General features: G+C 61.4%; 12 protein-coding genes. 6 read left to right on the forward strand and 6 right to left on the reverse strand.

The genetic code is table 11. The features are described 5' to 3' along the window. The first annotated feature begins 278 nt into the window (after positions 1–278). On the forward strand, positions 279–1,619 hold the full coding sequence (locus tag N4T19_RS11650) for a polyamine export protein PaeA (RefSeq protein ID WP_182343453.1): 1,341 nt from the start codon (positions 279–281) through the stop codon (positions 1,617–1,619). A gap of 92 nt (positions 1,620–1,711) precedes the next feature. Here the strand turns inward: N4T19_RS11650 and N4T19_RS11655 are convergent, their stop codons facing one another. Together N4T19_RS11655 and N4T19_RS11660 are read right to left on the reverse strand one after the other, a co-directional pair. After that, entirely contained in the window at positions 1,712–2,323 is a 612-nt protein-coding gene (locus N4T19_RS11655; RefSeq protein WP_232539431.1) for a lytic transglycosylase domain-containing protein, read from the reverse strand. 126 nt (positions 2,324–2,449) lie between these two features. Then, positions 2,450–4,189, reverse strand: coding sequence for a proline--tRNA ligase (locus N4T19_RS11660; RefSeq protein ID WP_116927076.1), 1,740 nt, complete (start codon positions 4,187–4,189; stop codon positions 2,450–2,452). Between the two features lie 92 nt (positions 4,190–4,281). Here N4T19_RS11660 and N4T19_RS11665 point away from each other — a divergent pair, with 92 nt between their 5' ends. After that, positions 4,282–4,980: an RNA pyrophosphohydrolase gene (locus tag N4T19_RS11665; RefSeq protein ID WP_182343455.1), complete on the forward strand. Its 699-nt coding sequence runs from the start codon at positions 4,282–4,284 to the stop codon at positions 4,978–4,980. Between the two features lie 140 nt (positions 4,981–5,120). On the opposite strand, the gene proB is transcribed toward N4T19_RS11665, so the two are convergent. The 4 genes from proB to rplU form a co-directional block, all read right to left on the reverse strand. Then, entirely contained in the window at positions 5,121–6,260 is a 1,140-nt protein-coding gene (proB, locus tag N4T19_RS11670) for a glutamate 5-kinase (protein WP_116927078.1), read from the reverse strand. A gap of 84 nt (positions 6,261–6,344) precedes the next feature. Then, on the reverse strand, positions 6,345–7,460 hold the full coding sequence (gene obgE / locus N4T19_RS11675) for an Obg family GTPase CgtA (protein ID WP_260720246.1): 1,116 nt from the start codon (positions 7,458–7,460) through the stop codon (positions 6,345–6,347). A gap of 189 nt (positions 7,461–7,649) precedes the next feature. After that, complete coding sequence (gene rpmA, locus N4T19_RS11680) at positions 7,650–7,910, reverse strand: 50S ribosomal protein L27 (protein ID WP_021027814.1); 261 nt, start codon at positions 7,908–7,910, stop codon at positions 7,650–7,652. 15 nt (positions 7,911–7,925) lie between these two features. After that, entirely contained in the window at positions 7,926–8,237 is a 312-nt protein-coding gene (rplU, locus tag N4T19_RS11685) for a 50S ribosomal protein L21 (RefSeq protein WP_027011098.1), read from the reverse strand. Between the two features lie 267 nt (positions 8,238–8,504). On the opposite strand from rplU, the gene N4T19_RS11690 reads away from it, so the two are divergent. The 4 genes from N4T19_RS11690 (at position 8,505) to N4T19_RS11705 (ending at position 13,451) form a co-directional block, all read left to right on the forward strand. Beyond that, positions 8,505–9,434, forward strand: a complete 930-nt coding sequence (locus N4T19_RS11690; RefSeq protein ID WP_260720291.1) for a polyprenyl synthetase family protein — start codon at positions 8,505–8,507, stop codon at positions 9,432–9,434. Between the two features lie 164 nt (positions 9,435–9,598). Continuing rightward, positions 9,599–11,332, forward strand: coding sequence for a type IV-A pilus assembly ATPase PilB (pilB, locus tag N4T19_RS11695; protein ID WP_116927081.1), 1,734 nt, complete (start codon positions 9,599–9,601; stop codon positions 11,330–11,332). Positions 11,333–11,352: 20 nt separating this feature from the next. Then, on the forward strand, positions 11,353–12,573 hold the full coding sequence (locus N4T19_RS11700; protein ID WP_116927082.1) for a type II secretion system F family protein: 1,221 nt from the start codon (positions 11,353–11,355) through the stop codon (positions 12,571–12,573). Positions 12,574–12,575: 2 nt separating this feature from the next. Beyond that, complete coding sequence (locus tag N4T19_RS11705; protein WP_182343457.1) at positions 12,576–13,451, forward strand: prepilin peptidase; 876 nt, start codon at positions 12,576–12,578, stop codon at positions 13,449–13,451. Position 13,452: the final 1 nt, after the last annotated feature.

The raw sequence follows: 13,452 nt of genomic DNA on the forward strand, positions 1-13,452 counted from the left end.
CGCCGCAGACCCGCGTGCAGGGCGGTGCGATGGCAACACACAATGGCCTTGCCCGCAGCCATAGCCGGTCGGCTGGGGTAAGCTTGACACCCGCAGCACCACCGCGCATCGCCCGCCCGCTATGGGCCTCCAGCGCCTGCTGCCAAAAGCACTTGCCAGTCTCCAGACGGGCATGCGACCATTGAACACCGATTCAAACCGGTGGCGCACCGCGCGCCACCACCGCTTTTGCCGAAAAATGTGAGCAGCCGGTCTGCACTGCTCCCACATGGATGTCTATGAATCTTACGCAGAGTCTCTTTGTCATTGCCTTGCTGATCAGCTTGAGCGCCTTTTTCTCCATGGCGGAGATATCGCTGGCCGCCTCGCGCCGCCTGCGATTGCGGCAGATGGTCGATGACGGAGACCCGCGTGCAGAGCGTGTGATGAAGGTCCAGGAGCAGCCCGGTGAGTACTTCACCGTCGTGCAGGTGGGCCAGAATGCGGTGGCCATTCTCGGCGGTATCGTTGGCGAAGGGGCGCTCAGTCCCTTTGTCTCAGGCATCGCCAGCCGCTGGCTGGAGCCGGCCACCGCGCAGACCATCGGTTTTCTGTTCTCGTTCACCGTGGTCACTTCGCTGTTCATTTTGCTCGCCGATCTGCTGCCCAAGCGCTTGTCGATGGCTGAGCCAGAGGCGCTGGCGCTGCGCGTCTCGCGCCCCATGCAGTGGTGCATGACCCTTTTCAAACCCGTGGTCTGGTTCTACAGCAAGGCGGCCGATGGCCTGTTTCGCCTGCTGGGCCTGTCGACGATCCGCGATGAAAAAATCACCTATGAAGACATTTTGGCGATGACCGAGGCCGGCGCCAAGGCCGGTGTGCTGGCCGCGCAGGAGCAGCAGGTGATCGCCAATCTGTTCGAACTCGATACGCGCACCGTCGGCTCGGCGATGACCCAGCGCGACCGCATCGCCTTCTTCTACCAGGACGACAGCGACGACATCATCCGCGCCCGCATTGCCGAGGAACCCTTTTCGACCTACCCGGTCTGCGCCGGGGACATCGACCATGTGGTCGGCTATGTCGATGCCAAGGACCTGTTCCAGCGCGCGCTCAACAACCTGCCGATGAAGCTGCGGGACGAAGGCCTGGTCAAAAAGGCCCTGGTCATCCCCGACCGGCTGACCTTGGCCGAAGTACTGCAGCAGTTCCGCCAGGCGCATGAGGACTTTGCCATCATCGTCAATGAGTACAGCCTGGTGGTCGGCGTGGTCACGCTCAACGATGTGATGAGCACCGTCATGGGCGACCTGATGGGCCCGGTCGATGAGGAGCTGATCGTGCGCCGCGACGAGACCTCGTGGCTGATCGACGGCATCACCCCCATCGAGGATGTGGAGCGAACCTTGCTGCTGGACGACCTGCCGCATTCCGACGAGTACGAGACCCTGGGCGGCTTCTTGATGGTGATGCTGCGCCGCATCCCGCGCCGCACCGACAAGGTGGTCTGGGGCAAGTACCAGTTCGAGGTGATGGACGTGGACAGCTACCGCATCGACCAGGTGCTGGTCACCATCGTGGACCCCAACAAGGTGCCCGATTCACCGCTGCCGCCGGCCACTGGCAGCCTGGTCGCCTGACACCTACCAAGCCTTTAGCCCGATGAAAAAGCCACCGCATGCGGTGGCTATCTTTGTGCGGCAGCGCTGGCAGGCGCCGCGGACCTTCGTCTTCAGGCTTCGACCTTGTTCTCGAACAGCCACTGGCGCTGCGCGCCGTAGACCAGGTTGGGGTAGGTGTCCTTGCCACGGCTGCCGTTGTAGCGGCCCAGCGCCATGAACAAATCGCCCTTCTCGCGGTCCAGGTAGTGGCGCAAAATCACGCAGCCAAAGCGCAGATTGGTCTGCATATGGAACAGCTTGGCCGGGTCGCCATCGCCGATCACCCGGGTCCAGAACGGCATCACCTGCATGTAACCGCGAGCCCCGACATTGGACATCGCGAACTTGCGAAATCCGCTCTCGACCTGGATCAGGCCCAGCACCAGCGATTCATCGAGGCGCGCACGCCGAGCCTCGTACCAGACGGTCTGCAGAAAATCGCGGCGCACTTCCCAGTCCGGTTTGCGCCGGCGCAGGCGGTCGCTCATCGCGCCCAACCAGCGCAGGTAGACGATCTTGGCCTCGGTCGAGACAAACACCGGCTCCGGTGGCGCGGCGCTGCCGATCGCTGCCGTGAGTGCCGAGCGCACCGAGTCGATCAGGGGCTCTTCCAACTGGCCACCGGCCAGCGCAGCCTGCGGCGCAGCCAGCCAGGCGCCTGGCCCGGCCAGCAACGATGCCATGGCCGCGCGGCGTGATACGCCCGCAGGTAAAGCAATGCGTGAGCCTGACATCCTCGATCGATCCCTCTGTGACTGTATTTGTGCTGTGCCTGCGGCAGGGGCTGCGCGTGCAGCCCATGGCCCGCATCAGGCCAGGCGGCTGGTGAGGAAGCTGAACACCTCGTCCACAGGCACCTTGGTGGCGGCGGTCTCGCGGCGCTGCTGGTACTCGACCATGCCTTCTTGCAGGCCCCGGTCGCCCAGCACCACGCGGTGCGGCACGCCAATCAGCTCCCAATCGGCCAGCATCGCGCCCGGGCGCTCGCCGCGGTCGTCCAGTATCACATCGACGCCAGCAGCCAACAAGTCCGCGTGTAGCTTTTCAGCCGCAGTCTTGACTGCTTCGCTGCGGTCCATGCCGATGGGGCAGATCACCACGGTGAAGGGGGCAATCGCGTCCGGCCAAATGATGCCGCGCTCGTCGTGGTTCTGCTCCACGGCGGCTGCTGGCAAGCGGGTCACGCCAATGCCGTAGCAGCCCATTTCGAACTCGCTGGGCTTGCCATTTTCGGCCAGGAAGGTGGCCTTCATCGCCTTGGAGTACTTGGTGCCCAGGTAGAACACATGGCCGATCTCGATACCACGTTCGATGGCCAGCTCGCCCTGGCCGTCTGGCGACAGGTCGCCCGCCACCACATTGCGCAGATCGGCGACCACGGCCGGCTCGGGCAGGTCACGGCCCCAGTTCACACCGGTCAGGTGGTAGTCGGCCTCGTTGGCGCCGCAGACCCAGTCGGCCATCACGGCGACATCGCGGTCCACCACGAGCTTGACGGGCTTTTGCAGGCCGATCGGGCCCAGGTAGCCCGGCTGGCAGCCAAAGTGCTCCTCGATCTCACTCACTGTCGCAAAACGGAAGTTGGCCAGGCCCTCGACCTTGCCGACCTTGATCTCGTTCATGTCATGGTCGCCGCGCAGCAGCAGCAGCCAGACCTGCGAGCCCAGGATGTCGCCCTTGTCATTGGTCTCGTCGGTGGCCAGCACCAGCGATTTGACGGTGTTGGCCAGCGGCAGGTTCAGCAGCTGGGCCACATCGGCGCAGGTGCTCTTGCCAGGCGTAGCCGTCTTGGTCATGGCCTGCACGGCAGCCGCACGGGGCTGGGTGGGCGCCAGGCTTTCAGCCTTTTCGATATTGGCGGCGTAGTCGCTGTTGGGGCAGTAGACAATCGCGTCCTCGCCGGTCGCGGCAATCACCTGGAACTCTTCGCTCAGGTCGCCGCCGATGGCGCCACTATCCGCACGCACGGCGCGGTACTGCAGGCCAAAACGGTCAAAGATGCGCTTGTAGGCAGCGCGCATGGTCTGGTAGCTGATCTGGGCGGCGTCGCGGTCCTTGTCGAAGGAATAGGCGTCCTTCATGATGAACTCGCGGCCCCGCATCAGGCCAAAGCGGGGACGGCGCTCGTCGCGGAACTTGGTCTGAATCTGGTAGAGGTTCTTGGGCAGCTGCTTGTAGCTCTTGAACTCCTGGCGCGCGATGTCGGTCACCACCTCCTCGCTGGTAGGCTGGATGACAAAGTCACGCGCGTGGCGGTCCTGGATGCGCAGCAGCTCGGCGCCCATCTTGTCAAAGCGGCCAGTCTCCTGCCACAGCTCGGCGGGCTGCACCACGGGCATGGTCACCTCGATGGCGCCGGCGCGGTTCATCTCTTCGCGCACGATGGCCTCGACCTTGCGGATCACGCGCAGACCCATCGGCATGTAGTTGTAGATGCCGGCGCCAAGCTTCTTGATCATGCCGGCGCGCGTCATCAGCTGGTGGCTGGCGATTTCAGCGTCCGCAGGCGCTTCTTTCAGGGTCGAGATGAGAAATTGCGAAGCTTTCATAGTCTATGACAATGGACCTAGTAGTTGCCCCCTTGAAGATGGCTTCAAGGCGCAGGCATAATGGACACAGTTTAAAAAATTGGGGTTAGATTATGCTGGACCGAGATGGCTTTAGGCCAAACGTCGGCATCATCCTGCTCAACCAGCGCAATCAGGTGTTTTGGGGCAAGCGCATCCGCACCCATAGCTGGCAGTTTCCGCAGGGTGGTATTGACCGTGGAGAAACCCCCGAGCAGGCGATGTTTCGAGAGCTGCATGAGGAAGTGGGCTTGCGACCGGAGCATGTACGTATTGTGGCTAGAACGCGGGATTGGCTACGGTACGAGGTGCCCGAACGCTTCATCCGCCGCGATGCCAGGGGCTATTATCGCGGACAAAAGCAGATTTGGTTTTTGCTCCAGTTAACAGGCCACGACTGGGACCTGAATCTGCGCGCCACCAACCACCCGGAGTTTGATGCATGGCGCTGGAATGACTACTGGGTGCCGCTCGATGTGGTGGTGGAATTCAAGCGCGGCGTCTACGAAATGGCCTTGACCGAGCTGTCGCGTTTTGTGCCACGCAACGATCCGCGTAACCGCTATTTGCGCAGTAATGCGCGTGCGCGCGATGGTGAGCCGCATGAGCCAGACCCGGCGCTGACCGAGACCTTGCAGGTGTCGGTGACGACCACCACGGTGGTGAGCTACCACTCTCCGCTGCGCATGATGCAGGAGATGGAGCTGCCGCCCGGCGCCAGCTTTGACCCGGACCCGGGCAATGCCGGGCGTGACCCGCAGCAAAACGGCTGACAATGGCTGACGGCTGACCGGTGGCTACATGCAAAAAGCGTCCCGAGGGACGCTTTTTTGTGCTTGCACGGCGCTCGTGTGATCCGCCGCCGCATGGCCCTGTCGGGCCAAACAGGCCAAACAGGCTTAACGGGCCCCGATCAATGCCCCGTCAATACCATGTTGTCACGGTGCAGCATCTCGGGCTCACCGGTGTAGCCCAGCAGTTGCTCAAATTCTGACGATGGCTTGCGGCACAGGCGCCGCGCCTCGGCGCTGCTGTAGTTGGCCAGGCCGCGTGCCAGCTCCACGCCTTGCGGGTCGCGCACGCCAATCACCTCGCCGCGCGAGAACTCACCATGCACGCTCACCATGCCGATGGGCAGCAAGCTCTTGCCGTCGCTGCGCAGCTTCAGGGCAGCGCCTTCGTCCACCGTCACATAGCCATGCATCTGCAGGTGGTCCATCATCCACTGCTTGCGCGCCTGGTTCTTGTGGGTATCGGCGACCAGCAAGGTGCCGATGGCCTCACCTGCGGCCAGGCGCAGCAGCACATTCTGCTCGCGCCCCCAGGCAATCACCGTGGATGCGCCCGAGCCAGCCGCGCGCTTGGCGGCCAGGATCTTGGTGAGCATGCCGCCCTTGCCAATACCGGAGCCGGCACCACCGGCCATCGCTTCGAGCTTCAGGTCACCCGCTTGCGCCTCGTGCACAAATTGGGCGTCCGGGTTCTTGCGGGGATCGGCGGTGTAGAGGCCCTTCTGGTCCGTCAGAATCACCAGCGCGTCGGCCTCGACCAGGTTGGCCACCAGCGCACCCAGGGTGTCGTTGTCGCCAAACTTGATTTCGTCGTTGACCACCGTGTCGTTTTCGTTGATGACCGGCACCACCCCCAGCTGCAGCAAGGTCAGCAAGGTGACGCGGGCATTGAGGTAGCGCTCGCGGTCGGCCAGGTCGGCATGGGTCAGCAGCACCTGGGCGCTGCCCAGGTTTTGCTCGCGCAGCTTGGTCTCGTACATCTGCACCAGGCCCATCTGGCCGACAGCCGCTGCCGCCTGCAGCTCATGGATCTCCTTGGGACGCTGCTGCCAGCCCAGGCGCTTCATGCCCTCGGCCACCGCGCCGCTGGAGACCATGATCACTTCGCGCTTGGCCCCGCCCTCGCCATGCACCAGCGCGGCGAGCTGGCGGCTCCATTCGGTGATGGCGCCTTCATCGAGGCCCTTGCCTTCGTTGGTGACCAGACTGGAGCCGACTTTGACGACGATGCGACGTGCGTCGCGCAGAACATTCGATGCCATTTTTGCTTTTTCCGGCATTGCGCCCGCCTGGCAAGCGCAAGCAGCTATCCAACAATGAGAAATCTAGGATGCAAGGGTTGCCGCTCAGTCAGGCGACGAAAAGCGCGGGTCGTCCGAGAAGTCGGGCGCATCCTGCTCGGTGCCTGCCGCAAAGCGCGGATCGACCTCTTGGGGCTCCTGCTCGGCCTTTTGCATCTTGTGCACGAACTGGAAGATCTCCTTGATCAGCGGCTCGCAGCCCTCGCGGGTCAGCGCCGAGATCTCGTAGACCGGGCCCTTCCACTTGTAGCGCTTGACAAAATCCTTGACCTTGGCTACCCGCTCGTCGCCGGGCACCATGTCCAGCTTGTTGAGCACCAGCCAGCGCGGCTTGTTGTAGAGCTCCTCGTCGTACTTCTTGAGCTCGCCGACAATCGCCTTGGCCTGCGCGACAGGGTCCACGCCCTCGTCAAACGGTGCCAGATCCACAATATGCAGCAGCAAGCGCGTGCGCTGCAGGTGGCGCAGGAACTGGTGGCCCAGGCCGGCACCGTCCGAGGCGCCTTCGATGAGGCCAGGAATGTCGGCCACCACAAAGCTCTTTTCCGGCCCCACGCGCACCACGCCCAGGTTCGGGTGCAAGGTGGTGAAGGGGTAGTCGGCAATCTTGGGGCGGGCGTTGGAGACCGCCGAGATAAAGGTCGACTTGCCGGCATTGGGCATGCCCAGCAGGCCCACATCGGCCAGCACCTTGAGCTCCAGCTTCAGGTTGCGGCGCTCGCCTTTCCAGCCCGGGGTCTTCTGGCGCGGCGCACGGTTGATTGCGCTCTTGAAACGCAGGTTGCCAAAACCGCCGTCACCGCCCTTGGCGATGGTGATGACCTCGCCCGGGTTGAGCAGCTCAAACAGCACTTCGCCCGTTTGCGCATCGGTGATGATCGTGCCCACCGGCATGTGCAAGGTGATGTCCTTGCCCGCGCTGCCGAACATGTCCGATCCCTTGCCGTGCTCACCGCGCTCGGCCTCGTGGCGGCGCGAGTAACGGTAGTCGATCAGGGTGTTGAGGTTGACATCGGCCAGCGCGTACACATGGCCGCCGCGGCCGCCGTCGCCGCCATCGGGGCCACCGAATTCCTTGTACTTTTCATGGCGGAACGACACACAGCCATTGCCACCATCGCCAGCTGCAATGTCAATAAACGCTTCATCTACGAATTTCATGGTCGTTATCCACCCGCCCTGGTACAGGAATTACGGGAATTGTTCTGCTGCATACCGATACATGCAGCCTTGCCAAAACCGCTATTGTCGCACCGAGGCGCCAGGCGGTCCGGCCCAAAAACACCAAAGCCCCGACTGCGCGGGGCTTTGGACAAGGCCAATGAAGGCCTTCAAGACACTTGTCTTGTCTTAAGCAGCCTTGGTGATGCTCACCGTGTGCTTGGACAAAGCGCCCTTGGTTTCGAACGACACGTGGCCGTCCACCAGAGCAAACAAGGTGTGGTCCTTGCCCACGCCGACATTGGTGCCGGGGTGGAACTTGGTGCCGCGTTGACGCACGATGATCGAACCGGCGCTGATCAATTGACCACCGAAAGCCTTCACACCCAGCATCTTTGGCTTGGAATCACGTCCGTTGCGCGTAGAGCCGCCGCCTTTTTTCTGTGCCATGAGATATAGCTCCTGTTAAGCTGCAATCGCACCGATTTGCAGCTCAGTGAACTGCTGGCGATGGCCTTGGCGCTTTTGATAGTGCTTACGACGACGCATCTTGAAAATGCGCACCTTGTCGTGCTTGCCGTGGGCTACTACCGTAACCGTCACAGTTGCTCCGGACACCAAGGGCGTACCAACCTTCAACTCTGCGCCGTCGCCGACTGCCAGAACCTGGTCGATCACGATTTCTTGGCCTACGTCCGCAGCGATCTGTTCTACCTTGATTTTTTCGCCGGAAGCAACACGATACTGTTTGCCACCGGTTTTTATGACCGCGTACATAAGAACCTCTAAAAAGGGGATAGCTTGCAAAGAAATTTCGCAAGAGCCGAAGATTGTAGCACGGGGTCTGAAAAGACGCAAACCCTGCACGCTTTTGCACCACAACCGGGCCAGAAAGCGCATCCCCGAGACGGACAACCGGGCATGTCTGCAAGTGGCGCTGCTCTCGTTTCTATAATGCGATATCCATAAAATGCCGAGATAGCCGCCTTGTCCGAGTCCAACACTCCCAACCCGTCCAACCCCTTGAGCCTCGTCGCCGGAGATATGCGGCAGGTGGATGCCGTGATTGCCAGGCGCCTGAGCTCCTCCGTTCCACTGATCGGCGAGGTATCGCACTACATCATCTCGGCGGGCGGCAAGCGCCTGCGCCCGGCACTGCTGCTGCTGGTGGCCGGCGCGCTGGAGTACCGGGGCGAGCAGCATTTCAACCTGGCGGCGGTGGTCGAGTTCATCCACACCGCCACCTTGCTGCACGACGATGTGGTGGACGAGTCCACGATGCGGCGCGGCAAACCTACCGCCAACGAGAGCTTTGGCAATGCCGCCAGTGTGCTCGTCGGTGATTTTCTGCACTCACGCGCCTTCCAGATGATGGTTGATGCCGACAGCATGCGCGTCATGCAGATCCTGTCGGAGGCGACCAACATCATTGCCGAGGGCGAGGTGCAGCAGCTGATCAACACCCACAACGTTGATCTCGACGAGGCAGGCTACCTCTCCGTCATCCGTTCCAAGACCGCCAAGCTCTTTGAGGCCAGCGCCCGCTTGGCTGCCGTTTTGACCGAAGCCCCTGCCGAGCTGGAAGAGGCCTGTGCCAACTATGGCCGCTCGCTGGGCACGGCCTTCCAGGTGATTGACGACGCACTGGACTATGACGGCGACACTACCGTAATGGGCAAGAATATTGGCGATGATTTGCGCGAAGGCAAGGTCACCCTGCCCCTGATCATTGCCATGCAGCGCGCCAGCGCCGATGATAGGCAGATGATTGTCAGCGCGATTGAGCAGGGCTCCACCCCGCATATGGCCCATATCGTGCAGGTCGTCAAGGACACCGGCTCGCTGCAAGCCACGCGGGCAGCGGCTGCGCTGCAGGCCCAGGAGGCCATCGACTGCCTGGCCTTGCTGCCCGACAATGCCTATACCCAGGCGCTGACCACCCTGGCCTCTCAATTGCTGGACCGCCGAGAGTAAGGCAGGACGCAGGTGTGAATGGCTGAGCGCATCTTGCAGACTGTCGCAGATCCACTGCAGTGGCGCGACCTGCCGGGTGCATTTCTTTGTTAAATCTCCGAACAACTGCTACAGTTTGCCGGATTACGCAGCGAGGCTATCGACGATAGGCGTCTTCCCTTTACATGCCTGACATCAACACCCCCCCCAAAGCCGTCGCCCTCCCCGGCATTGCCAGAGCGCTGGTAGCCAGTGGAAAGCTTCCTGTTGCCAAGGCGGAGGCCTTGTACGCCACCAGTCTCAAAAGCAAGAACAGCTTCATTGGAGAGCTGGTGGCCAGTGGTGCCGTCTCCGGCAGCGATGTAGCCAGCATCATCTCGACGGTCTATGGCGCGCCGCTGGTCGACCTCGATGCTATCGATTTGACCCGGCTGGCAACAGGTTTGCTTGATCCCAAACTGGCGCTCAGCAACAAGATCATTCCCCTGGCCAAACGCGGCAACCGGCTGATCGTCGTTACCGCCGACCCGACCGACCACTCGGTGGCCGAGCAGATCAAGTTCTCCACCCAGCTGAGCGTGGACTGGGTGATTGCAGAACATTCCAAGCTGGTCAAGGCGCTGGAGTCTGTTGCGAAAAAGGGCGGCGACAACATCCAGGACATGATCACCGGCGATGTCAACCTCAATGAATTCGAGATTGATGATGAGTCGGTGAACACCGACACCGCGAGCAATGACGGAGATGAGGTCGAAGATGCGCCCATCGTCAAGTTTTTGCAGAAGATGCTGATTGACGCATTCAATATGCGTGCATCGGACTTGCATTTCGAACCCTATGAGCACCAGTACCGCATCCGCTTTCGCATCGATGGAGAGCTGCGCGAAATCGCTTCGCCGCCCCCGGGCATCAAGGACAAGCTGGCATCGCGGATCAAGGTGATCTCGCGCCTGGATATCTCGGAAAAGCGCGTGCCGCAGGACGGCCGCATGAAGCTCAAGATCGGCGCGGATCGGGTGATCGATTTCCGGGTCAGCACCTTGCCCACCTTGTTTGGCGAAAAGATCGTGATCCGTATTCTCGATCCGAGCAGCGCCAAGCTGGGCATTGATGCACTGGGCTATGAGCCCGAAGAGAAGGAGCGCCTGCTCAGCGCCATCAAGCGCCCTTACGGCATGATTCTGGTCACGGGGCCCACGGGTTCGGGCAAGACCGTGTCGCTCTACACCTGCCTGAATATTCTCAATACGCCAGCGGTCAATATAGCGACTGCCGAAGACCCGTCGGAAATCAACCTGCCCGGGGTCAACCAGGTCAATGTCAATGAAAAGGCCGGTCTGACCTTTGCGACCGCGCTCAAGTCCTTTCTGCGCCAGGATCCCGACATCATCATGGTCGGTGAAATCCGTGACCTGGAGACGGCCGACATCGCCATCAAGGCGGCGCAGACCGGTCACTTGGTGCTGTCGACCCTGCACACCAACGACGCCCCCACCACCTTGACGCGTATGCGCAATATGGGGATCGCGCCCTTCAATATCGCGTCGAGCGTGATCTTGATCACCGCGCAGCGCCTGGCACGCAAGCTCTGCCCGATCTGCAAGCGCCCCACCGAAATCCCCCATGAAGCGCTGCTGGAAGCGGGCTTCAAGGAAGAGGACCTGGATGGCACCTGGATGCCCTACGAGCCCGTTGGCTGCGACGCCTGCAACAATGGCTACAAGGGCCGCCTGGGCATCTACCAAGTGATGCCCATCTCCGAAGAAACACAGCGCATCATCTTGCGCGATGGCAGCGCACTGGAAATCGCCGAGCAAGCCGACATAGAAAATGTCCGCTCCTTGCGCACGTCAGGCCTGCACAAAGTCAAAAAGGGACTGACCTCACTCGAAGAGGTCTTAGCCGTCACCAACGAATAAAGCAATGAGGGCAGGGATAAATGGCAACCACAGTCAACAAGAAAACATCGAACGAAGCCGTTTATGAGTGGGAAGGCAAGGACCGCAACGGCAAGATCGTGCGCGGCGAGTCCCGCGCGGGTGGAGAAAACCAGGTCATCGCGTCGCTGCGCCGGCAGGGCATTTTGCCGTCCAAGATCAAAAAGCGCCGCATGCGCTCGGGCAAGCGCATCAAGCCCAAGGACATCGCCTTGTTCACGCGCCAGCTGGCCACGATGATGAAGGCCGGTGTGCCTTTGCTGCAGGCTTTTGACATTGTCGGCCGGGGCAGCACCAACCCCAGCGTGACCAAGCTGCTCAACGATGTACGCAGCGATGTGGAGTCGGGCTCGTCACTGAGCACCGCCTTTCGCCGCCATCCGATGTACTTCAATGCGCTGTATTGCAACCTCGTCGAGGCCGGTGAGGCAGCCGGTATTTTGGAAGGCCTGCTCGACCGCTTGGCCACCTACATGGAAAAGACCGAGGCCATCAAGAGCAAGATCCGCTCGGCCCTGATGTACCCGACTTCGGTGATCATCGTCGCCTTTGTCGTGGTGGCCATCATCATGATCTTTGTGATTCCGGCGTTCAAAGAGGTTTTCACGTCGTTTGGCGCCGACCTGCCCGGCCCCACCTTGATCGTGATGGCCATCAGTGATTTCTTTGTCAGTTACTGGTACCTGATCTTTTTTGGCATTGGCGGCAGCATCTACTTCTTTTTGCAGGCCTGGAAGCGCAGCGAGAAAATGCAGCGCACCATGGACCGCTGGCTGCTGAAGGTGCCGATCTTTGGCCCCTTGATTGAAAAATCCTGCGTGGCACGCTGGACGCGCACCTTGTCGACCATGTTTGCAGCTGGTGTTCCCCTGGTCGAAGCGCTGGACTCGGTCGGTGGCGCCTCCGGCAATGCCGTGTTTGCGGTGGCAACCGAGAAGATCCAGGCGCAGGTCTCTACCGGCACCAGCCTCACAGTCGCCATGTCGGATGCCCATGTGTTCCCCTCGATGGTGCTGCAGATGTGCGCGATCGGTGAGGAATCCGGCTCCATCGACCATATGCTGGGCAAAGCGGCAGACTTTTACGAAGCCGAGGTGGACGAGGCCGTTGCCGGCCTGTCCAGCCTGATGGAGCCCATCATCATCGTGTTTCTGGGCACGATCATCGGCGGCATTGTGGTGTCGATGTACCTGCCGATCTTCAAGCTGGGCCAGGTGGTGTAAGCATGTCAGAAGCGCAATTGAACACAGGGCTGTTTGCCCTGCTGGGCCTGCTGGTGGGCAGCTTTTTGAATGTGGTGGTGCACCGCCTGCCGCTGATGCTGGAACGCCAATGGCGGCGTGATGCCCAGGACATGCTGGCAGCTACGGACAGTACCCAAGCACCGCAGGCAGCGCCTGAGGCTGATGTCAAAACAGACCGCTTTAACCTCTGGACCCCCGCCTCACGCTGCCCCCATTGCAGCCACCAGATCCGCTGGTACGAGAACGTGCCCGTGGTCAGCTGGCTTTTTCTGAAGGGGCGCTGCAGCCAGTGCAAAGCGCGTATTTCTGCCCGCTACCCCGTCGTAGAAATCGCCAACAGCCTGCTCTGGGCCTACTGCATCCACCGCTGGGGCCTGGGCGCCACGGGCCTGGCCTGGTGCTTTTTTGCATCGGTGCTGCTGACTGCGGCGCTGATCGACTGGGACACGACCCTGCTGCCCGATGACCTGACCTTGCCGCTGCTCTGGGCAGGCTTGCTGGCCAGTGCGATGGGCTGGATCGATGTGCCGCTCAAGGACTCGCTGTTTGGTGCCGCCATTGGCTACCTGGCGCTCTGGCTCATTTACTGGGCCTTCAAGCTGCTGACCGGCAAGGAAGGCATGGGCTATGGTGATTTCAAGCTGCTGGCTGCGCTGGGCGCCTGGTTTGGCTGGCAAGCGCTGATACCTATTGCACTGTTTTCGTCGGTGGTGGGCGCGGTGATCGGCATTGCCATGAAGATCTTTTCCAACCTGCGCGAAGGCGGCTATATCCCCTTTGGCCCCTTTCTCGCAGGTGCCGGCTTCTTGGTCATGTGGTTCGGCACCGGTATCGTCGACCGCCTGCTGCAGCCCTGAT

Origin of the sequence: Comamonas squillarum (assembly GCF_025309455.1) — a bacterium.
Lineage (GTDB): Bacteria > Pseudomonadota > Gammaproteobacteria > Burkholderiales > Burkholderiaceae_C > Comamonas > Comamonas squillarum.

What these genes read in the sequence shown, in the direction of transcription:
- obgE (WP_260720246.1), bottom strand. Translation starts at nt 7,460, where the DNA reads ATGAAATTCGTAGATGAAGCGTTTATTGACATTGCAGCTGGCGATGGT.
- N4T19_RS11660 (WP_116927076.1), bottom strand. Translation starts at nt 4,189, where the DNA reads ATGAAAGCTTCGCAATTTCTCATCTCGACCCTGAAAGAAGCGCCTGCG.
- N4T19_RS11655 (WP_232539431.1), bottom strand. Translation starts at nt 2,323, where the DNA reads ATGGCATCGTTGCTGGCCGGGCCAGGCGCCTGGCTGGCTGCGCCGCAG.
- rpmA (WP_021027814.1), bottom strand. Translation starts at nt 7,910, where the DNA reads ATGGCACAGAAAAAAGGCGGCGGCTCTACGCGCAACGGACGTGATTCC.
- N4T19_RS11650 (WP_182343453.1), top strand. Translation starts at nt 279, where the DNA reads ATGAATCTTACGCAGAGTCTCTTTGTCATTGCCTTGCTGATCAGCTTG.
- proB (WP_116927078.1), bottom strand. Translation starts at nt 6,260, where the DNA reads ATGGCATCGAATGTTCTGCGCGACGCACGTCGCATCGTCGTCAAAGTC.
- N4T19_RS11700 (WP_116927082.1), top strand. Translation starts at nt 11,353, where the DNA reads ATGGCAACCACAGTCAACAAGAAAACATCGAACGAAGCCGTTTATGAG.
- N4T19_RS11690 (WP_260720291.1), top strand. Translation starts at nt 8,505, where the DNA reads ATGCGGCAGGTGGATGCCGTGATTGCCAGGCGCCTGAGCTCCTCCGTT.
- rplU (WP_027011098.1), bottom strand. Translation starts at nt 8,237, where the DNA reads ATGTACGCGGTCATAAAAACCGGTGGCAAACAGTATCGTGTTGCTTCC.
- N4T19_RS11665 (WP_182343455.1), top strand. Translation starts at nt 4,282, where the DNA reads ATGCTGGACCGAGATGGCTTTAGGCCAAACGTCGGCATCATCCTGCTC.
- N4T19_RS11705 (WP_182343457.1), top strand. Translation starts at nt 12,576, where the DNA reads ATGTCAGAAGCGCAATTGAACACAGGGCTGTTTGCCCTGCTGGGCCTG.
- pilB (WP_116927081.1), top strand. Translation starts at nt 9,599, where the DNA reads ATGCCTGACATCAACACCCCCCCCAAAGCCGTCGCCCTCCCCGGCATT.